The 20,744-nt window shown below is 46.4% G+C and carries 17 protein-coding genes; 12 read left to right on the forward strand and 5 right to left on the reverse strand.

The annotated features are described in order from the left end of the window. The first annotated feature begins 352 nt into the window (after positions 1 to 352). From DW205_RS02335 to DW205_RS02365, 7 genes are all read left to right on the forward strand, one after another. Positions 353 to 1,537: a glycosyltransferase family 2 protein gene (locus DW205_RS02335; protein ID WP_005868360.1), complete on the forward strand. Its 1,185-nt coding sequence runs from the start codon at positions 353 to 355 to the stop codon at positions 1,535 to 1,537. Then, complete coding sequence (locus DW205_RS02340; RefSeq protein WP_005868358.1) at positions 1,530 to 2,429, forward strand: glycosyltransferase family 2 protein; 900 nt, start codon at positions 1,530 to 1,532, stop codon at positions 2,427 to 2,429. The genes DW205_RS02335 and DW205_RS02340 overlap by 8 nt, the downstream gene beginning before the upstream one ends. A gap of 7 nt (positions 2,430 to 2,436) precedes the next feature. Further along, the gene (locus DW205_RS02345; protein ID WP_005868357.1) at positions 2,437 to 3,492 is read left to right on the forward strand and encodes a glycosyltransferase family 2 protein; all 1,056 of its coding nucleotides are present in this window, start codon (positions 2,437 to 2,439) and stop codon (positions 3,490 to 3,492) included. A gap of 9 nt (positions 3,493 to 3,501) precedes the next feature. Continuing rightward, entirely contained in the window at positions 3,502 to 4,689 is a 1,188-nt protein-coding gene (locus DW205_RS02350) for a glycosyltransferase family 2 protein (RefSeq protein WP_005868356.1), read from the forward strand. A 112-nt stretch (positions 4,690 to 4,801) separates the two neighbouring features. After that, positions 4,802 to 5,926, forward strand: coding sequence for a hybrid sensor histidine kinase/response regulator (locus DW205_RS02355; protein WP_005868355.1), 1,125 nt, complete (start codon positions 4,802 to 4,804; stop codon positions 5,924 to 5,926). Between the two features lie 160 nt (positions 5,927 to 6,086). After that, on the forward strand, positions 6,087 to 6,419 hold the full coding sequence (locus DW205_RS02360; RefSeq protein ID WP_005856525.1) for a 6-carboxytetrahydropterin synthase: 333 nt from the start codon (positions 6,087 to 6,089) through the stop codon (positions 6,417 to 6,419). Next, complete coding sequence (locus DW205_RS02365) at positions 6,406 to 6,951, forward strand: radical SAM protein (protein ID WP_005868354.1); 546 nt, start codon at positions 6,406 to 6,408, stop codon at positions 6,949 to 6,951. Before DW205_RS02360 ends, DW205_RS02365 begins: the two co-directional genes overlap by 14 nt. A 35-nt stretch (positions 6,952 to 6,986) precedes the next feature. Here the strand turns inward: DW205_RS02365 and DW205_RS02370 are convergent, their stop codons facing one another. Together DW205_RS02370 and DW205_RS02375 are read right to left on the reverse strand one after the other, a co-directional pair. Further along, positions 6,987 to 8,333 carry a dihydroorotase gene (locus DW205_RS02370; protein WP_005868352.1) on the reverse strand — a complete coding sequence of 449 codons (1,347 nt, stop codon included), beginning with the start codon at positions 8,331 to 8,333 and terminating at the stop codon, positions 6,987 to 6,989. 39 nt (positions 8,334 to 8,372) lie between these two features. Further along, entirely contained in the window at positions 8,373 to 9,122 is a 750-nt protein-coding gene (locus tag DW205_RS02375; protein ID WP_005856519.1) for a polyprenol monophosphomannose synthase, read from the reverse strand. A 291-nt stretch (positions 9,123 to 9,413) separates the two neighbouring features. Here DW205_RS02375 and DW205_RS02380 point away from each other — a divergent pair, with 291 nt between their 5' ends. The 5 genes from DW205_RS02380 to DW205_RS02400 all read left to right on the forward strand — a co-directional run bounded on the left by DW205_RS02380 (position 9,414) and on the right by DW205_RS02400 (position 14,706). Next, positions 9,414 to 10,340 carry a hydrogen peroxide-inducible genes activator gene (locus DW205_RS02380; protein ID WP_005868349.1) on the forward strand — a complete coding sequence of 309 codons (927 nt, stop codon included), beginning with the start codon at positions 9,414 to 9,416 and terminating at the stop codon, positions 10,338 to 10,340. An 86-nt stretch (positions 10,341 to 10,426) separates the two neighbouring features. Next, positions 10,427 to 11,692 (forward strand): carboxypeptidase-like regulatory domain-containing protein, encoded by a 1,266-nt coding sequence (locus tag DW205_RS02385; RefSeq protein ID WP_005868347.1) that lies wholly within the window; start codon positions 10,427 to 10,429, stop codon positions 11,690 to 11,692. 82 nt (positions 11,693 to 11,774) lie between these two features. Further along, a complete protein-coding gene (locus DW205_RS02390; RefSeq protein ID WP_005868345.1) occupies positions 11,775 to 12,314 on the forward strand; it encodes an RNA polymerase sigma-70 factor in 540 nt (179 codons plus the stop codon). Positions 12,315 to 12,319: 5 nt separating this feature from the next. Continuing rightward, entirely contained in the window at positions 12,320 to 13,171 is an 852-nt protein-coding gene (locus DW205_RS02395) for a FecR family protein (protein WP_005868343.1), read from the forward strand. Continuing rightward, on the forward strand, positions 13,150 to 14,706 hold the full coding sequence (locus tag DW205_RS02400; protein WP_005868340.1) for an STN and carboxypeptidase regulatory-like domain-containing protein: 1,557 nt from the start codon (positions 13,150 to 13,152) through the stop codon (positions 14,704 to 14,706). Before DW205_RS02395 ends, DW205_RS02400 begins: the two co-directional genes overlap by 22 nt. A gap of 211 nt (positions 14,707 to 14,917) precedes the next feature. On the opposite strand, the gene DW205_RS02405 is transcribed toward DW205_RS02400, so the two are convergent. The 3 genes from DW205_RS02405 to DW205_RS02415 all read right to left on the reverse strand — a co-directional run bounded on the left by DW205_RS02405 (position 14,918) and on the right by DW205_RS02415 (position 20,739). Then, positions 14,918 to 16,207, reverse strand: a complete 1,290-nt coding sequence (locus DW205_RS02405; protein ID WP_005868338.1) for a nucleotide sugar dehydrogenase — start codon at positions 16,205 to 16,207, stop codon at positions 14,918 to 14,920. A 189-nt stretch (positions 16,208 to 16,396) separates the two neighbouring features. Further along, entirely contained in the window at positions 16,397 to 17,689 is a 1,293-nt protein-coding gene (locus tag DW205_RS02410; RefSeq protein WP_005856505.1) for a TolC family protein, read from the reverse strand. A 5-nt stretch (positions 17,690 to 17,694) separates the two neighbouring features. After that, the gene (locus tag DW205_RS02415; RefSeq protein ID WP_005868335.1) at positions 17,695 to 20,739 is read right to left on the reverse strand and encodes an efflux RND transporter permease subunit; all 3,045 of its coding nucleotides are present in this window, start codon (positions 20,737 to 20,739) and stop codon (positions 17,695 to 17,697) included. Between the last annotated feature and the right edge of the window lie 5 nt (positions 20,740 to 20,744).

The following is a 20,744-nucleotide window of genomic DNA, read 5'->3' on the forward strand; positions in this document are numbered from 1 at the left end:
AAACCTAGGATCTCACACGCCCCAAAAACAACCGCCCCATGACACGACCGACACTCCCACGGAGCCCACGCCCCCCTTTCCCCCACTTCCGCCTGCTCGCCTTGGCCAGCCTCTTCCTGCTGGCGGCACTCTCCCTCCTGCTAGACATGCGGGAGGCGGCGTTGGCGGCTATCGGGGCGATACTCTCGCTCTCGTCCACCCCTCGCCCGGCCCCTTGAACCTGCTGGGCTGGGGGCTGATACTCTCGGCGGCGCTGAGCTCGCTGGGAAAGATATGGCCCCCTTAGGTGAGAAAAAAACGGCAGAATCAAACTCTTATTGAAAATTATAAGTACTTTTGTAAAAAAAAGCGAATGCACTTGTTGATCTACATAGATATCGCCCTATTCATTTTCATCGCCTTTTTCATAGGCTATGACCTATTTTTTACGTTGGCGTCCTTTTTTCGGAGGAGGCACCGGAAGCACCGGAGCATACGGCTCCAGAAGTTCGCCGTCATCTTCGCCGCCTATAAGGAAGACCAAGTCATACAGGAATCCGTGGAGCGCATCCTCCTGCAAGACTATCCGGCGGACAAATACCGGGTGATCGTGGTATCGGACCATATGCGGGAGGAAACGAACCAAGCGCTCGCCAAGCTCCCGATCGAGCTCCTCACGCCGGATTTCAAGCATAGCATGAAACATAAGTCCATCACCTACGCCTTGGAATACCTGAAGGGGGGAATCGATAAGGTCGTCATCCTCGATGCCGACAACCTCACGGATACGGATTTCCTGACCCGGGTCAACGATATCACGCAAGACAACATCGCCCTGCAAGCGCACCGTACCCTCAAGAACGACAATACGCCGATAGCGGTATGGGACGGTATCTCCGAGGAGATCAACAACACCATCTTCCGCAAGGGGCGGGTCAATGTCGGGATCTCCTCCTCCTTGATAGGCTCCGGCATGGTATTCGACTTCGGATGGCTGAAATCCCACATGCCCCAATGCGGCACTTTCGCCGAGGACAAGGAGCTGGAGATCTATCTCGCCACGGAAAATATCTTTGTCGATTACGCCGAGGACATCCTCGTGTACGACGAGAAGACCTCACGCCAAGAGGTCATGGCACGGCAAAGATCCCGCTGGTTCCATGCCCAACTGCTGGCATTCTCTTTGATCATACGGCATCTCGACCTCCGTACCCTCAACTGGAATTATATGGACAAGGCGGTCCAATGGTTCCCGCTCCCGAGAATATTAAAACTGATCATCCCGTCCCTCCTCGCCTTGGCATGGAGCCTCACGGTTTTCCCGCTTGCCCTGAAATGGTATGGGCTAATACTGGTCAGCATCTTAACGTATACGCTGGCTATCCCCCGGAAGATGCATACACGGAAACTTTACAGGAATCTGTCGAAGCTTCCCTTCCTTTTTTTCATCTTGACAAAAGGATATATAGCCTCATTCATCCGGATAAAAAACAAGGATACGAGCTTTCAGAGCACTCCACATGACATAACGATAAAAAAAGAAGAAAGCCATGATTAAAAAAGTCTCCATTATCACTATCAATTATAACGGGTTGAAAGATACCGTCGAGATGATAGAATCCTTGGCTATCCATGAGACTTATCCTCATGAGATCATTGTCGTAGACAACGCTTCTACCGACCCTCTGGAACATAAGCTTCTCCAATCCAAGTTCCCAGACATACAGGTTATACGGAGTGAGAAAAACCTTGGATTCGCCGGTGGTAATAACTTGGGAATATCATATGCCACAGGCTATTATTTATTACTTCTTAACAATGATACAATCATTACCCAACCATTCCTAAAAGCATTAGTAAATAGACTGGACAGCAATCCTCGAATAGGATGCGTCTCTCCTAAAATAGCTTGTTGGCCCGAAAAAGAACGTTTACAATACGCAGGTTCCACACCAATGAGCCACATAACGCTCCGGAACACCTCCATTGGCTATGATCAGTTAGACCAAGGACAGTTCGAAGAAGCGCATGAAACCTCATTCGCCCATGGAGCTGCCATGGCAGTCAAGGCGATTGACATACAAAAATTCGGGAAAATGCCAGAATTCTACTTCCTTTATTATGAAGAGTTAGATTGGTGTACTCAAATTCAAAAGACTGGATCCTCTATTTGGTTTGAGCCCAAAGCTATAATCTATCATAAGGAAAGCGCTAGTGTGGGTATTGAGAGTCCTTTGCGTATATATTATCACACCCGAAATCGTCTCATATTTGCCCAGCGCATTTTATCAAAAAAAAGAATTCGTATATGTTCATATATATATCAAACGACATTTGCTCTTTGCAAAAAGATTCTAATATTTACGATTCAAGCAAAATTCCATCTTATTCCATTTTTGTTTAAAGGAATAAAAGATGGTATTTATTTCATAAACAATAACTCAAAATAACAAAGTTATGTATAAAGTTTCTTTAGCAATACCTATTTATAACGTGTCTCTATTCGTAGAAAGAGCGTTACTATCCGTATTAAACCAAACATATGATAATATAGAATATTTAATAGTAGACGATAAAGGGCAAGATGATTCCATGGACATTGTCCATAGAATTATTAAAGATCATCCAAGAGGAAAGGATGTCCGTATCATCGAGCATCCGTATAATATTGGCCTTGGGGCTACAAGAAATACTGCCATCGATAATGCGCAAGGCGAGTATCTGTTTTTTATGGATAGTGACGATGAGATCATCCCTACATGCATAGAAATTCTCGTACATAAAATGCAAGAACATCCTGTTGATTTCATCGCAGCATCACACATGAAGAAAGATCTCTCAGGAAAGACCTACCCTACTTATACGTATAGCCCGATTTTAATCCAAGGAGATGATTTACCAGTCGCACAATATCGATATGCACAAAACAATGATATATATGTAATGAGCTGGAACAAACTTTATAATTTAAACTTTTTAAAATCCCATAATATACAGTGTATACCTCATCAACTGGTAGAGGATTGCTGGTTCACATATCAAGTTATTATATCCGCAAAGTCTTGCCAATTAATATCCGATCAAACCTTGTATTATACTATAAATCCAGAATCCACAACCTCAAAGATCAAGACACAAGGGTATTCGATGAAATTAAGTATCAGCTACGCAGAAATAGAAAAAACAAAAAGAGCCTATATAGCCCACTTAAGAGCACACTCAATTTATCCCTGTTTGCTCTTCGATACCATGTTCATGGGCCTATATCATGCCTACAGAATATTATGCGTAGATAACAAAATGGAAAAACAAGAAAGGAAAAAACTCGCATGCTCTTTATTAACTCGAAATTTCCAACTACCTAACCGAATTATCTGTAGTACCTCTTACCTTCGTTTTCTTGCTATATACATTTTTTACAGTTTACCTATAACTATAAAAATCAATTTGGTGAATTTAGCCATCAAATTTAAAATCAAGGATATACTTCAAAAATGGTTTCACTTCAATTAAATAGATTTTATGGAAAAGAGCTGTCAAGTCATTGAGATCCTCTTCTGGATCGGGATCGGGATCGTTTTCTATACCTATCTGGGGTATGGGATCGTATTATACCTTATGGTAAAGATCAAGGAGCTGTTCGTTAAACCCCGGCTCCCCCGCCTTCCCGAGACACTACCGGAGGCCACGTTGCTGATAGCCGCCTACAACGAGGAGGCGATCGTGGCGAGCAAGATGGTGAATTGCAGACAACTGGATTATCCGGCGGATAAGCTGAGACTGGTCTGGATCACCGATGGAAGCAATGACAACACGAATGAAAGACTGAAAGAGTACCCGGAGGTCACCGTACTGTACCAACCGCGGCGACAAGGAAAGACCGCCGCCTTGAACCGAGCCCTCCCCTACGTCAATACCCCCTACGTCATCTTCACCGACGCCAACACGATGCTGAACAAGGGCGCCATCAAGGAGATCATACGCCAGTTCAGCGACCCACGGGTAGGCTGCGTGGCCGGAGAGAAACGGGTAGAGATACAAGCCGAGCAAGGAGCCACCGCCGGAGAAGGCATATACTGGAAATACGAGTCCGCCCTCAAGCGACTGGACTACCGCCTATACTCCGCCGTCGGAGCGGCAGGCGAGCTCTTCGCCATCCGTACCTCCCTCTTCGAGCAGATGCCCCCGGATACCCTGCTGGACGATTTCATCCTCTCCCTGCGCATAGCGATGAGAGGCTACAAGATCGCCTACAGCAAAGAGGCGTACGCCCTCGAGAGCGCCTCCCTGAACATGCGGGAGGAGGAGAAACGTAAAGTACGCATATCGGCCGGAGGATTGCAATCGGTATGGCGGCTACGGGGATTATTGAATATCTTCCGGTACGGGATACTGAGCTTCCAATACATCAGCCACCGGGTACTGCGCTGGACGCTGACGCCGGTCGTGCTCTTCGCCCTCCTGCCCCTCAACCTGCTCCTTGCCTGTACCGGGCATACCCTTTACACGGTCATCCTTGCCCTGCAATTAGCGTTTTACCTGCTGGGATACTTGGGGTATAAAATGGAAAAACGGAACATCCGGAACAAGCTATTATTCATTCCTTATTACTTTTTATTCATGAATATCAATGTCATACGAGGATATAGCTATCTCGCTAAGCATAAAGGCACAGGCGCTTGGGAAAAAGCCAAACGAGGCGCGGGATAAAAAAATAAAAAAATAGATGGATAAATAGTCGTTATATGTCGACTTTAATTAATACTTTTGCGCTATTGATACTATTTGAATATCAAGAAAACTAGAACACAATTTAGATACAATGGATAAATTGGCCTCAGAGTATAAAGTTCTTATCGTAGATGATGTCCCTACAAACGTCATGCTAGTACAAGCCATACTGAAGAAAGAGGGATATACGCTTTTGACTTGCGACAGCGGGACAAAAGCGCTACGCATAGCTAACGAGAAACACCCAAATCTGATATTACTCGATATCATGATGCCTGAGATGGACGGATATGAGGTCCTCCAGCATCTGAAAAGCAATCCCGAGACTACGGATATACCCGTGATTATCATGTCCGCCCTAAGCGATATGCAAAGCATCGTGAAAGGTTACCAATTGGGCGCCACCGAATACGTCACAAAGCCTTTCCAACGTGAGGAGCTGGTGAAGAGGGTGGCCCACCGCTACGAGCTTTACAGCATCAAGCGCATCAAGGCCGAGCTGGAGAACACGATCGAGTCTAGGGATACGCTATACTCCGTTATCGCCCATGACCTGCGTTCCCCGCTAGGCTCGTTGAAAATGATGAATAACGCCATCTTGATGATGGTGGACAAGGAGCGGGTAGGCGACGAGGTGTACGAGATGATCCAGATGATGAACAAGACCTCCGAGGAGATCTTCCTCTTGCTGGACAACCTGCTGAAATGGGCCAAGAACCGCTTGAACAAGCAGCACGTATATAAGCAACAGACCGACATAAACAGTATCATCGACAGTACCGCCGAGATGTATATCCCGATGGCGGCGCAAAAAGGCGTGAAGATTATCCTAGAAAATCTGGATAAAGAGCTGGTAGGCTTGGTCGATATCGATATGCTCAAGACGATTATCCGTAACCTGATCTCTAACGCCATGAAGTTTAGTTTCGAGGGGGGCACGATCACCTTATCCTCACGCTCCGAGGGGGATTTCGTAACCGTTAGCGTGAAAGATACCGGCAAGGGCATCAAGAAAGAGGATCAAGACAAGCTCTTGAAACAAGACTCGCATTTCACGACCTACGGGACGAAGAACGAGAAAGGCTCCGGTCTGGGATTGATGCTTTGCAAGGACTTCGTGGAGCTTCATGGAGGAAAGCTTTGGTTCGAGTCCGAGGGCGAGGGCAAAGGAACGACCTTCCTGTTCTCGATGAAGGCGCTGAACCAAGAGGCATAGCCGATCGACGTACCGCCTGTCTCTACCGATCGTAGACAAGTGTCGTACAAACAAACTAAATATTTCGTATATTTGCATCCCGGATTAATATCCGGGATTTTTTTGTGTGCCGAGGTGACATTAGGTACATTATTATTTATCGTATAAACATTATTATCGTATGTATACCGTAATTAAACGTATGGAGATCTCCGCTTCCCATAGCTTGAGATTGTCCTACCCCAGCAAATGTGAGAATCTACATGGTCACAATTGGATGATCACGGTTTATTGCCGCTCCAAGGAATTAAACGCCGATGGCATGGTAGTCGATTTCAGTCATATCAAGAGATCGGTGAAATCCCTGTTGGACCACCAGAACTTGAACGATATCTTACCTTTCAACCCGACGGCGGAGAACATAGCCTTTTGGGTATACGAGCAGATCCCGTCTTGTTTCAAGGTAGAGGTAAAAGAGTCTGAGGGTAACACGGCGATCTATGAGGAAGATTAACGAGATATTCTACAGCTTGCAAGGCGAAGGGTTCCATACGGGGACTCCCGCCGTATTCGTCCGCTTCTCCGGTTGCAACCTGAGATGTAGCTTCTGCGACACCCGCCACGAGGAGGGCGTAATGATGACGGACGAGGAGATCGTGGAGAAGGTATCTTCCTTTCCCGCACGGATGGTAATCCTGACGGGAGGAGAACCTAGCCTGTGGATCGACAAGGCGCTTATATCCCGCTTACGTGAGGCGGGGAAACAGATCTGTATCGAGACCAACGGCACACGCCCCTTGCCCGACGGCATCGACTGGGTGACTTGCTCGCCCAAGGAGAACGCCCCGGTGGTATTGGAAAGAGTCGACGAGATAAAGGTGGTTTATACCGGGCAAGACCTGTCCGCATACGCCGAAATCCCCGCACGGTACCATTTCCTGCAACCCTGCTCCTGCCAAAATACGAAAGAGGTAGTGGATTACATCCTCCGGCATCCCCGGTGGAGACTAAGTCTGCAAACCCATAAATTGATCGATATCCAATAGATAGGATGAGACGGGGGCATGCCCCGTCTCTACTGCTATAGATAACGGACTTCTTTACCTCTCACGGCGTCATTCACCTCTCCATCGCCATAGGCCAACTCGCCATTCACGAAAGTCTTCCATACGCCATGGTGGAACGTATAGCCCTCGAAAGGAGACCAGCCGCATTTGTACAAGATATTCTCCTTCGATACCGTCCAAGTCTGCTCCGGATCGATCAATACGATATCGGCGTAGTATCCGGGACGGATGTATCCCCTCCTATCGATACGAAACAGCTCCGCCGGCATATGCGCCATCTTCTCGACCACCTTCTCGTACGTGAAACGGCCTTCCATCGCCAGCTCCAACATCGTGATCAAGGAGTGCTGGATAAGCGGTCCTCCGGAAGCCGCCTTCAAGCAAGAGCCTTGCTTCTCCTCCGGTAGATGCGGGGCATGGTCGGTAGCCACGATATCGATCGTATTGTTATTGACCGCCTCACGCAGCGCCGCGCGATCCTCGATCGTCTTGATAGAAGGATTCCACTTGATACGATTACCGAATTGGGCGTAGTCGCCGTCATGAAACCACAGATGGTGCACGCAGACCTCGCCGGTTATCTTTTTCTCGCTCAAGGGAAGATGGTTACTGAGCAACGATAATTCCTTCTCCGTGGAGAGATGCAGGATATGCAAACGGGAATCCAAGCGGGTAGCCAGTTCAACCGCCTCGGCCGAGCATTGGTAGCAGGCCTCCTCGCTACGGATCTTGCTATGGAAAGAGATATCCAGATCCTCGCCATGCAGGTTCGTGTAATACTGGATATTACGCCGGATCACCTCCTCTTTCTCCGCATGGATGGCGATCAGCATACCGGCCTCGCCGAAGATACGCTCCAACGAGTCTTTCTTGTCCACCAGCATATTTCCCGTAGACGAGCCGAGGAAGAGTTTCAGTCCCGGCACACGGCTACGATCCAGCCTGCGGATCTCGTCCATATTATCGTTTGTCCCACCGAAGAAGAAGGAATAATTCGCACGGGAGACCTCGGCGGCACGGTTGAATTTCCATTCCAGATCGGCGATCGTCGTGGTCTGTGGCTTCGTGTTCGGCATGTCCATGAAGGTCGTCACGCCACCGGCCACGGCCGCACGGCTCTCGGTCCCGATATCCCCCTTATGGGTAAGCCCGGGGTCCCGGAAATGCACCTGATCATCGATGACGCCCGGTATCAACCATTTCCCCGTAGCGTCGATCACTTGGTTCGCCTCGGCACGCACGTTCCCGGGAACCTCTCCCTCGAACACCGCCGCGATCTTATCCCCCTCCACCAACACCGAGCCGATAAAAGAACGGCCCTCGTTGATGATTCTCGGATTTTGGATTAATATTTTATTCATCTTTCTTATCCTATTATAAATTGTCAAACTCTGTTTTCATTAGGCATGGCTCGCATGTTTCCTCGGATACTTCCTGAAGAAACTCCACCATTTCAATTGAAGGACGCCGAATAAAGCCTCCCCGAATATCGAAGAGTTCATCTTGGAGACACCCAAGGCACGGTTGATAAAGATGATCGGCACCTCCACGAGCTTGAAGCCGCACTTATAAGCCGTAAACTTCATCTCCACCTGAAAGGCGTATCCCTTGAAATGGACACGGTCCAGATCGATCGTCTCCAGCACCTCACGGCGGTAACATTTAAAACCCGCCGTCGTATCCTGTATCTTCATACCCGTGACGATACGGACATACACCGAGGCGAAATAAGACATCAACACACGGCCCAACGGCCAGTTCACCACATTCACCCCGTTACAATACCTCGACCCGATGGCTACGTCGGCACCCTGCCCGGTACAAGCGGCGTATAGCTTCGGCAGGTCATTGGGATTATGACTGAAATCGGCGTCCATCTCGAAAATAAAATCATATTTATGCTCGATAGCCCATTTAAAACCCCGGATATAAGCGGTACCCAATCCCAGCTTCCCCTTACGCTCCACGATAAAAAGACGCTCCGGGAACTCCTTCTGCAAGCCCTTCACGATAGCCGCCGTCCCATCCGGAGAGCCATCATCGATCACCAAGATATGAAACACTTTCTCCAGCCCGAACACGGCACGAATGATATTCTCAATATTCTCCTTCTCGTTGTATGTAGGAATAATGACGATACTGTCTGACATATACTTTAATCAATTAATTTTTAGCTCATTATATATACGACTGTAAACCATTTGTAAATTACTCTCCAAAGTTACATATTTTTTCTGTGTAAATCTATCATCCAGTTAGCCCATTCGTCTGTTCCATGATAAGCAAATGTATTTTGGCTTTTCACCCAACTTCCCCGATTTCCCCCTAAATGCCTAATACTCAAATTAAGTTGCTTTATTCTTCCACTTTTATTCGATTATTCCAGCGTTTTTCCGTAAGTTTGTCTTCATTAATTTCTAACGCTTGTAAAATTAAGTACTATGAATATACAGCAACTCGAATATATCCTAGCGGTGGATACTTATCGTCATTTCGCAAAGGCTGCAGAGCATTGTAGGGTGACACAACCGACATTGAGTATGATGATCCAAAAGCTGGAAGACGAACTAGGTATTAAATTGTTCGATCGAAACCTGCAGCCCGTTCGCCCCACACCTGCCGGACGTAAGGTTATTGAGCAAGCGAGAAATGTCCTCTATCAAGCTTCCCTTATCAAAGATATCGTGAACGAGGAGGAACAGTCATTGAAAGGTACGTTCCGCTTAGCGGTGCTACCGACTATCGCCCCTTATTTGCTACCTCGCTTTTTCCAGCAATTATCGGAAAAGCATACGGATCTTGACATCCGTATGCTGGAAATGAAAACCGCTCCCACTATGGCCGCCCTGCAAAACGGGGAAATCGATGCCGCTATCATAGCGAACCAACCCACAGAATCCTATTTACAAGGAGACATATTATATTATGAGCAATTCTTCGGATACGTGGCTCATAATGAATCTATCTTCAAAAAGGATTTGATCCGTACCGCCGATATCAACGACGAGCGGTTGTGGCTGCTGGACGAGGGACATTGCTTTCGTGACCAGCTGATGCGTTTCTGCCAGATGGAAAAGGTAAAGGTTCGCCAAGCCGCTTACCGTTTAGGTAGCCTAGAGACATTTATGCGTATGGTGGAAAGCGGTAACGGTATTACGTTCATCCCGGAATTGGCTACCCTGCAATTAAGTAAAGAGCAGAAAGAATTGGTACGTCCGTTCGCCATTCCCAAGCCGACACGGGAGATCGTCTTTGTCACCCGTAAAGATTTTATCCGGCATACCGTAGCGGGTATTTTAATAGAGAGCATCAAGAAAGCGGTACCTAAAGAAATGTTGACTTTGCAGCCCGGACAAAAGGTTGTGTGATTTTTTCGATAAATCCCATAGGGTATTTCTTTCCTGGGCGATCATATAAGTACAAAGTGATTATTTACCATTAAAACAATACAAATATGAAAGCGCTCTGTAAACAAACTATGGGATTTATCCTGATGATACTGTTGGCTTGCGGTGTAACCTCTATAAAGGCACAGGATAGCGCAGACGATGAGTTTATCACTGTCAGCGGTGTAGTAAAAGACAAGCAAACACGAAAAAAACTGGAATACGTAAATATCTCTATTCCGGGAACCAACGTGGGAACGATCACCAATAATGACGGTGAGTTCTCTATCAAAGTGAAAAACGGCCTCCATGCCAGACAAGTAGAAGTATCGCATATCGGATATTTGAATGGCTTGATCCCCGTGAACGATAAGGACATATTAGAATGTACGGTATTACTCGAACCGAACATGAATACGCTTAGCGAAGTCATTATCCGGGCCGGAGATCCTCGATATATCGTAGAGGAGGCGATTGAGAAAGTAAATAAGAATTACATCGCCACAGGTAGCATGCTTACCGGGTTCTACCGGGAGACCGCACAAAAAGGCCGTCGTTACATCAATATCTCGGAAGCGGTTATCGATGTTTACAAAACTCCCTATAAGGACAGGAACGTGGAACGGGATCGGGTACAGATCTATAAAGGACGTAAATTATTGAGCGAGAAGGCTAGCGACACATTAGCCGTGAAATTATTGGGAGGCCCTAACCTATCCGTTTACGTGGATGTAGTGAAGAATCCGGATTTATTGCTCGACCCGAATATCTTACCTTATTACGCCTTCCGTATGGAAGAAAGCGTGATGTTAAACGACCGACCGCATTACGTAATCAGTTTCCAACCTCAAGCGATCTTGCCTTACGCTTTATATTACGGCAAATTATATATCGATAAGGAACGGCTTTCCTTCAGCCGTGCGGAATTCGCCCTCAGCATGGATGACCGGAATAAGGCTACCGAGGCCATCCTCCGCAAAAAGCCTTTTGGCTTGCGATTTAAACCCGTGGAGGTAGCTTTCCTCGTAACTTACAAAGAACGTGACGGCATGAGCTATCTGAGTTATATCCGCAATGAGGTTCGCTTTAAATGCGACTGGAAACGAAAACTTTTCTCTACCAACTACACGATCGTATCCGAGATGGTCGTTACCGATGGTAAAGAACAAAATAACTCCATCCCCTACCGGATGTCTTTTAAAGCGGATCAGTCTCTATCCGACAAGGTATCGGACTTCGCCGACGAGAACTTCTGGGGAGCTTACAACATTATCGAGCCTACCGAGTCTTTGGAGAATGCGGTATATAAATTAAAGAAGCAACATAAAAATTGACCGTGTAAATATACTATCGACAATGATATGGACAAATCATTATCTTTGTCCATTATCAATTATCTGTTGAAACCAAATTATTATGGATTTGTTCGTACTCAAAAAGATCAAGGAAGGGGATATTAAAGCATTCGAAAGTATTTTCAGGCTTTATTATACCCCTCTTTGCCTGTACGCGACCAGTATAACAGGAGAGCAGGAAGTTGCGGAGGAGATCGTTCAGGACTTGTTTTATGTATTCTGGAAAGAAAGAGAATCTCTTCCAATCTTACGTTCCATCAAGAACTACCTTTATGGAGCTACCCGGAACCGGTCCTTACAATATCTGGAGCATCGGGAAGTACGATACCGATACCGGAATACGGTTTTAGCCAGAGAGAATCCGGAATCCGAATCGTATACCCCGCAAGATCAACTTGAGTACAAAGAATTGCAATCCTTGGTCAACCGGGCATTAGGTAAATTGCCCGAACGCCGCCTCCGGATCTTTCGGATGCACCGTTTCGAAGGAATGAAATACGCGGAGATAGCCTCCAGCCTCTCATTGTCCATAAAGACAGTAGAAGCGGAAATGACCAAGGCACTACAAACACTAAGAAAAGAAATCGAGAATTATACCTAACAGTTATGAATCAAATAGAAAAAAATAAATCGAAGACAGACCAAGCATGGGCACAATTATACACTCGCTTGGAGCAAGACGGGCTGCTGGATAAGCCAATTTCCGGTACACAAATCCCATACCGGATCGGACTCATGAAATGGGCCGCCGCTATCATTATACTTTGCGTATCGGTAGCTACAGCTATTTTCCTTGGACAAGAACGGACACCGGAGACCACTCTGCTCACCCTGCATAATAACGAGGCTTCCACCACCTTGGTCACGACTTTGGAAGACGGGTCTATCGTTTATCTGGCCGATAACAGCCAGTTAAGCTATCCGGAACATTTCCAAAGAGAAAAAAGAGAGGTGTCTCTATTAGGAAACGCCCTTTTTGATGTAAGCGGGAATAAGGAACGTCCTTTCCTAATCGAGACAGAGCAGGCCCGGATCGAGGTATTGGGAACCTCATTCAATATCAAAAGCTCGGATAAAAGCGCCTTTGAATTGGCCGTTCGCCGGGGATTAGTGAAAGTGACACTCAAGAAGAACGGAGAACAAACGCTGGTAAAGGCCGGTCAAACCGTATCCTTATTCTCCAACCGTTTACAAGTAGCTCCGACTCAAGATAACGAACAATTTTCCGATTACACCCGCCGTATCCAGTTTAAGGATGAGCGCTTAGGAGATATCTTGCATGTAATTAATCTGGAGTATCCGATGATGCCATTGAAGACAACGGCTGATTTAGAGAATAGACGGCTGACCGTTAGTTTCTATAATAACTCACCCGCAACGATGGCTGAACTGATCTGCGCGGCGTTAAAACTAAAATGTACGCAACAAAATAATATATGGATGATTTCCGAACCTTGAGACAGCTGATCGTAGGATGGTTGCTGTTACTCGTAGCTCTCATCCCTATGAATGCCCAGAATGGTAACGTACTGGGACAGGTCATACGATTGCCTAAATCAAAAGGAAATATCTACCAATTGCTGGGACTCGTCACGGAACGTTCCGGCTATCTTTTTATATACGACAGTAAGATTATCGATAATGAACAAACAACATCGATAAAAGGTGGAGATTATACGATACAAGAAGCTATATACGCTATTACTGGTAATAAAAATCTGGCGATCCGTGCGATAGAGAACCATCTCTTGCTTTATCTGCCAGAGAGTCTCTCCGCTCCCAAAAGTGTATCCGTAACTCCCGATCCCATACAAACCTATTTCTCGATAGAAGGTTCTTTACAGGATCAATATACCCATGAGCCAATCGCATTCGGATCGGTAGGAATCGGCGAGGCCGCTATCGGCACCATCACCAACCAGAATGGAGAGTTCCGATTGAAATTACCGGACTCACTCCGGTTATCCAAGGTACGTTTCTCTCATATCGGCTATCTTCCCCAAGAGATAGATAGTCGGGAGTTAATAGATAAACATACCGTCTTATCCCTAGAGCCTAAAGTAATCTCCATCCAAGAAGTTATCGTGCGTCTAACCAATCCGAAACGCTTATTACAGGAGATGCTGGACGAGAGAAGAAGCAATTATTCCCAGCACCCGATTTACCTTACCACATTTTACAGAGAAGGCGTTGAACGTAAAAAAGGACTCGTAGGACTGACCGAGGCTGTTTTTAAGGTATATAAGGCATCTTACCACAGCAATGCCTTGGCCGATCAAGTGAAACTACTAAAGATGCGCCGCATCAGTAACGAGCAGGAAAAGGACACATTGATCACAAAAATGAAGTCGGGTATCTACTCCTGCCTTGTCTTGGACTTGATGAAACAGTTACCGGAGTTTCTGGATCCTAGCCCGGATTCACCCTATACATACGCCCATACCGACATCACGGTAGTGGATGATCGACTTGCTAACGTCATCTCTTTCGAGCAACGAAAGAGTATCAATGAACCGCTTTATCGGGGACAGATATATATCGACATGGAAAATAATGCCTTATTAAGGGTGAACTTTGAGGTCAATCCCCAATATATCGAGCAAGCGGCCGGCATGTTCGTCGAGAGAAAAAGCCGGAATTTACGGATCACGCCCCAGAAAGTAGCCTATACGGTATCTTACAAGCAATGGAATGGCACCTACTACATTAACCATATCCGGGGAGATCTGCATTTTAAAATTAAAAAAAGAAGACAACTTTTTAACACAAATATTTTACATACTTGGTTCGAAATGGTTACCTGTAAGATAGATACAGCCAATGTGAACCGCTTCTCACGCATTGAATCCCTTCCCACCCGCACGGTTTTCTCGGATACTCACTTCAACTACGACGAGGGTTTCTGGGGAGATTTTAACGTAATATTACCCGAAGACAAACTGAATGAGGCTATTAGCAGAATCACCTCAAAGATAGAGGAAACGAACTACTAATCCCTTGAAAATCATAAAGAGAGCCTTTTCGCAAAGGCTCTCTTTATAGGTTTTTAATAGGTATTAGTCTTTAAGGCAAAAAGATTGTTTAGGTTATCTGCATGCAAAGATGGGCTAATTAATATAATTGAGCAAATAAAAAAAGATATTGTACAACACATTTTTTTAAGTTTATCGAAATTTCTTTGCAGCTTGTGTTACTTTTTAACAATTACAGACTCCAATAGATCATCTGATGGATGCTACCTCGATAGACTCCTTTCACGTCCGCCAACACGGCATGTTCGTTCGTGATCGACATGAAGTAGGACTCATCCAGCTTCAAATAAGTCGTATGAGCGACAGCTACCACTACCGCGTCATATTTCTTCCCGGGCCTCTCTACTAACCGGATACCGTACTCTTGCAATACTTCCAAAGGGGAAGCGAACGGATCCATCACATCGACCTCGGCTCCGAAGTCCTTAAACTCATTGATAATATCGGCTACTTTCGAGTTACGTATATCCGATACGTTTTCCTTAAAAGTCATACCCATCACCAACACATGCGCTCCTAGGATATTTTTCCCCTGCGAGATAATCTTTTTCACGACCTTCTTTCCGATATACCGTCCCATGGAATCGTTCACGTAGCGACCAGAGTTGATCATCTTCGTGTGATATTGCAATTCTTTGGCTTTATGCACCAGATAGTAAGGATCTACCCCTATACAATGCCCACCTACCAATCCGGGAGAGAAAGGCAGGAAATTCCATTTCGTTCCGGCGGCTTTCAAGACATCAAACGTATTTACCCCCATTCGATCGAAAATAATGGAAAGCTCGTTCATAAGGGCTATATTCACATCACGCTGGGTATTCTCGATAATCTTGGCGGCTTCGGCTACCTTGATACTAGGCGCACGGTGCACCCCCGCTTGAACGACCAGCTTATAGACTTCCGATATCGTTTCCAAAGCTTCGGCATCGCAGCCGGAAACGATCTTCACGGTATTTACCAAGGTATGTACCTTATCACCCGGATTGATTCGTTCCGGTGAATATCCAACCTTAAAGTCCTCTCCTACTCTCAACCCTGAAACCTCCTCCAAGATCGGGATGCAATCCTCTTCCGTACATCCCGGATATACGGTAGATTCGTATACTACATAATCGCCTCGTTTAAGGACTTTGCCTACCGTGCGAGTCGCACCCAACAAAGGGGATAGATCCGGCTCGTTATGGCTGTCTATCGGGGTAGGAACAGCTATCACGTAAAAAGAAGCCTCCCTTAGCTTCTCTATAGAAGAAGTAAATGTGATGTCCTTATGTTCAAATACCTCAGAGGAAAGCTCACCACACGGATCTATACCGTTCCGAAGCTTGTCCAAGCGATCCTCGTTGATATCAAATCCGATAACGGAAACATGTTTAGCGAATTCTATCGCGATAGGAAGCCCGACATATCCTAGTCCGATTAGGGCAAGTTTTGTTTGTTTATCTAGTAACTTTGTATACATCTTATTATTTCATCATTCTACTTAAAAAGTCCGGATTCCGACGAGTATCCCAAACAGACAAGATTGTATGCAAATGTAGCAATCTTCAGTTTACCTAACGGAATAAAGGACGTTTTATTTCATAAAGAAGGTCCCTTATCTCGTTTCCAAAATAAGGGACCTTGTCTTCTAAGTATAAATATGTTTCTTTTACTGCAAACGGCGAATACCTATAGCCTTGTTATATTGGGCTAAAGAAGCCTTTTGCTGATACCAAGTCTGGATCAAGCTACTGTAAGACTGAATCCATGACAATTGGGCGGAGAGCACATCCAAGATCGGTAGTTTACCCTCGTTGTAGCTGAAGGTATTCAAATCAAGGTTCTCCTCGGCAATCTTACAAGCCTCTTCCGCAACGGTAATTTGTTTCGTATACTCGGTTAGGCTTGTCCATGCGTTCGCTACCTCTTGAGCGATCTTATCACGCGTATTGTCCAAGGCGTATTCCTTACTACGAAGGATGGCCTTCTGGGAATTTACCTCCTTGAAACGGGCTCCCCAACGGAACAAAGGTATCTTCAAGGAAGCGAAGACGGCCGGAGTCCACAACTGGTCCGAACCTTTCACGTTCAACATCGGCGTACCCCAAGTACCTTGAAAACCGATCGCCAAAGACGGGTTATATTTCGCCTTCGACAAATTGATCTGTCTCTTTTGATACTCTATGTTCAACTCGGAAATAGCGTAGTCCGGACGATTCCGAAGAGCTACATCCTCTCCTACTTGCAACGGCAAGGCCAGATAGGTCGTAATGGAATCTTCCACCTCGATCGGGTCTAACGGAGATACACCCATCAATGAGTTCAAGTTCTGTAACGCGATCTGATATTCCTTATAAGCCGAGCTTTTATTCAATTCCGCTTCTTTCAAGCGGGACTCCACTTGCAATAAATCGGTCTTACTGATCTGGCCGTCATTGAAACGGATCGTCAACACGTTCGCCAACTCCCCGACAATGTCTACATACTGGCACATCACATCGTACATACCTTTACGTGCGGCGGCCGTCCAATAGTTCAAATCGGCGGAATAAACGATATTATCCGTTGTCAATTCTTCCGCTTGCTCGGTGATCTTGCCTTGTACCTGAGCTGCCTTATAGTTATTATAGATCTGTCCGCCGGCATAGATGGGCTGGCTCACCGTAGCGCCTAGGCTATACGTATTATGGTCCATCTCTACGGACATGCCCGGTCCGAAATCCAAATCATATTTATTGATACGATACTGATAACTGCCGGAGAAGTCCACCGAAGGGAAGAAACCGGTCTTAGCGGCCTTGATCGCATGCTGCATAGCGATACGCTCCTCAGAGCTTTGCTTGATCTGACGGCTGTATTCAAGGACCCGTTCCTTATATTCCACAGCCGATAGCCGGGTGTCTTGCGCTTTAGCGGACAAGGCACCCAACAATAAACAACCTATGATTATTTTATTTCTCATACCTTTTACTCTGATTTAATCTTAAAGAAAACACAATAAGTAACCGGAAGCACGAAGATCGTCAAGATCGTAGATACGAACAGACCACCCATGATGGTAGCCGCCATACCGGCGAACATAGCGTCACCCAACAACGGCAACATACCTAAGATCGTCGTACCGGAAGCCATCGTCACCGGAACGATACGGGTTTTCGTTGCCTCTATCACGGCATTCACCGGAGACAAGCCCGCATTCAATTGTAAACCGATCTCGTCCACCAGTACGATCGCATTCTTGATATTCATACCGATCAAGCCCAACAGACCCAGCATAGCAAAGAAGTCGAGAGACTTACCGAACACCAACAATCCCAATACCACACCAATGAAGATCAACGGCAGCATCGCCATGATCAATACCGGTTTCCGGTAATATTTCGGGAATAAGAATAACAAGGTGACATAAATCAAACCGAACATCAACGGGATATTAGCGGCGATCGCCTTATTACCTTTATCTTGCTCGGATTGCTCACCGAAATACGTCATCTTATATCCTTCCGGCACCTGAATCTTCTCCTGTACCTCTTTCCACAAATGACTGAAAGCAGCCATCGTATTGGCGCCACGCTTCGGCTCACACTGCATAAGCATACACGGCTCACGGTTGAATCGTCTCACTACGTTAAACTCATAATCCAGCGAGAAATCATCGATCACCTGCTCCACTTTTACTGAACGGCCTTTAGCGCTATAAACCGGCAAAGTCTTTATATCATTCAGACTGATAGAATCCTTATCCGCATCTTTCAGTAAGATCGGCATAAACACGTCACCCTCACGATACTCACCCAAAGGTACGCCATTCGTAGCCGAACGCAAGGAATAAGCCACCTGTTGACGGGTAATACCTAGACGCAAACCTTTCTCTTGGGAATATAGCGGCTTCCATACCGGAACCTTGTTACCCCAACTATTGCGAACCTCCATCACCTGATCATAATTCCGGGCGATCTCCTGCGCCCTTTGCGTCAAGGCAACCAACGTATCTACGTTATCGCCGATAAAACCGATCTCGATCGCCGCATCCGGAACCGGAGACAAGGCGAACAAAGCCGAACGGGTCAATATATTCGGATAGTTAGCGACCATATAATCGTAGAACTTACCCTCTTCCGCTTGCGCATCCTCCGGATCTTGTGTCTCGATCAACACATTGGCGAAGTTTGGCTTCGGACCGATAGAAGAACTGGCCAAGTAATAACGCACCGGCGAACCTCCCAAGGTAAACGAGTATGATTTGATATTCTCATTCTTGCTGAGATATTCCTCCTCTATCTTCTTCACGTTCGTCTCCACGTCGTAGATGCTATATCCTTCCGGGAAGATCAAGTCCGCACGGAAATAAGGCTTGCTCATGATCGGGAAGAAACTCTGCGGCATGATGCTCATCACGAACAAGGAAAGGAATAACGTAGCTACCACGGTAGAGATCGTTACATATCTACGCTTGATCAAACGGCCCAATACCGACTCAAATTTATGATACAGCTTCGTATCGTACGGATCTTTGCTCTCACCCGGTTTCGCCTCTTTCAAGATAAAATTACCGAAGGTAGTCGTTTGCGTCAAGGCCAAGACCCAGCTTAATCCCAAGGATACCGCCAATACGATAAACAACGGTTTCACGATCTCGGCCACGGATGCCGGTGCCAAGTACATCGGCAAGAAAGAACATACGGCGATAAAGGTAGCGCCCAACAACGCCCACTGCGGTTTCGTCGCGCCATCGATCAACGCCTGATAACGGGAAAGTCCCCGCTTGATACCGACTTGGGCATTATCCGTCACCACGATAGCGTTATCCACCAACATACCCATAGCGATAATAAAGGCCGCCAACGAGGTTCGGTTCAAGCCGACACCCCAGATCAACATGATCAATAAGGTACCACCTACCGAGAACAACAACGAACTACCGACCAACATACCGGCACGAGACCCCATCACGATAAAGATAATCACGATAACGATCAACAACGACTCGATCAAGTTCAAGATAAAACCGTTGTTCGCCTCATCCGCGATCTTGTTCTCCGGATAGATCGTTTTCAGGTCCATACCCACCGGGAACAGCTGCTCCATCTCCGCTAAATGATCCGCCACGGCGTTACCCACGGCAACCACATCGTCTTTCGAACCGGTAGCGACACCGATACCGATGGCACGCTTACCGTCCACACGCATCAGGTTCGAGGGAGGGTCCATATAACCACGCTCTACCGTAGCGATATCTCCCAAACGAACCTCACCGCCACTTTTCGTCACGATCAATTGGTCCCGGATATCTTGTATATCCTTATACGTACCTTCCGCACGCAAACGCAATTGATAATTACCTGTATTGATATCTCCCGTATTCACCAACAAGTTCTGCGTTTGCATCACCTGCTGGATAGCGTTCGGGTCGATACCTAGGTTAGCCAGTTTCGGGATAGAGATCTTTACGTTGACAACTTGTGTCTGTTCACCGAATAGGTAGACCTTCTGTACACCCGGTACAGGAGATAGCTCCGTCTTGATCTTTTGCGCCCAATTACGCAGGTCGTCGTAAGTATATCCCTCATCGGCCGTCAAGGCATAATAAATTCCGAATACGTCACCGAAGTCATCACTAACGGATATCGAGGAGGCGCCAGACGGAAGGCGGGGCTGTATATTCGCCACCTTACGACGCAACTCGTCCCACTTGACCGGCATATAATCCGGAGACAAGGTAGGCTGCAACTCAATAGAAATCTTGGACATACCGAAATAAGACTCAGATTTGATCTGGAACACATCCGACATAGCCTGAATCTCCCGTTCGATCGGCTCAGTCACCAGCTTCTCCACCTCCTGAGGTGTCGCTCCCGGATATTGGGTAACCAAAACCGCTTGCTTGATTACGAAGGGAGAATCTTCCTTCTTCGGCAATTTAAAGAAAGAATATATACCTCCTATCAGCATGACCGCTAGGAAAAAGTATATAATCTTCTGATTCTCTAAGGAATATTTTGGAATATTCATTGTTT

Source organism: Parabacteroides sp. AM17-47, assembly GCF_003434625.1.
GTDB lineage: Bacteria > Bacteroidota > Bacteroidia > Bacteroidales > Tannerellaceae > Parabacteroides > Parabacteroides distasonis.

Excerpts from the sequence above, each read along its gene's own strand:
- DW205_RS02340 (WP_005868358.1), top strand. The coding sequence starts at position 1,530 with ATGATTAAAAAAGTCTCCATTATCACTATCAATTATAACGGGTTGAAA.
- DW205_RS02395 (WP_005868343.1), top strand. The coding sequence starts at position 12,320 with ATGAATCAAATAGAAAAAAATAAATCGAAGACAGACCAAGCATGGGCA.
- DW205_RS02400 (WP_005868340.1), top strand. The coding sequence starts at position 13,150 with ATGGATGATTTCCGAACCTTGAGACAGCTGATCGTAGGATGGTTGCTG.
- DW205_RS02405 (WP_005868338.1), bottom strand. The coding sequence starts at position 16,207 with ATGTATACAAAGTTACTAGATAAACAAACAAAACTTGCCCTAATCGGA.
- DW205_RS02390 (WP_005868345.1), top strand. The coding sequence starts at position 11,775 with ATGGATTTGTTCGTACTCAAAAAGATCAAGGAAGGGGATATTAAAGCA.
- DW205_RS02375 (WP_005856519.1), bottom strand. The coding sequence starts at position 9,122 with ATGTCAGACAGTATCGTCATTATTCCTACATACAACGAGAAGGAGAAT.
- DW205_RS02345 (WP_005868357.1), top strand. The coding sequence starts at position 2,437 with ATGTATAAAGTTTCTTTAGCAATACCTATTTATAACGTGTCTCTATTC.
- DW205_RS02355 (WP_005868355.1), top strand. The coding sequence starts at position 4,802 with ATGGATAAATTGGCCTCAGAGTATAAAGTTCTTATCGTAGATGATGTC.
- DW205_RS02385 (WP_005868347.1), top strand. The coding sequence starts at position 10,427 with ATGAAAGCGCTCTGTAAACAAACTATGGGATTTATCCTGATGATACTG.
- DW205_RS02370 (WP_005868352.1), bottom strand. The coding sequence starts at position 8,333 with ATGAATAAAATATTAATCCAAAATCCGAGAATCATCAACGAGGGCCGT.
- DW205_RS02410 (WP_005856505.1), bottom strand. The coding sequence starts at position 17,689 with ATGAGAAATAAAATAATCATAGGTTGTTTATTGTTGGGTGCCTTGTCC.
- DW205_RS02360 (WP_005856525.1), top strand. The coding sequence starts at position 6,087 with ATGTATACCGTAATTAAACGTATGGAGATCTCCGCTTCCCATAGCTTG.
- DW205_RS02380 (WP_005868349.1), top strand. The coding sequence starts at position 9,414 with ATGAATATACAGCAACTCGAATATATCCTAGCGGTGGATACTTATCGT.
- DW205_RS02365 (WP_005868354.1), top strand. The coding sequence starts at position 6,406 with ATGAGGAAGATTAACGAGATATTCTACAGCTTGCAAGGCGAAGGGTTC.
- DW205_RS02335 (WP_005868360.1), top strand. The coding sequence starts at position 353 with ATGCACTTGTTGATCTACATAGATATCGCCCTATTCATTTTCATCGCC.
- DW205_RS02415 (WP_005868335.1), bottom strand. The coding sequence starts at position 20,739 with ATGAATATTCCAAAATATTCCTTAGAGAATCAGAAGATTATATACTTT.
- DW205_RS02350 (WP_005868356.1), top strand. The coding sequence starts at position 3,502 with ATGGAAAAGAGCTGTCAAGTCATTGAGATCCTCTTCTGGATCGGGATC.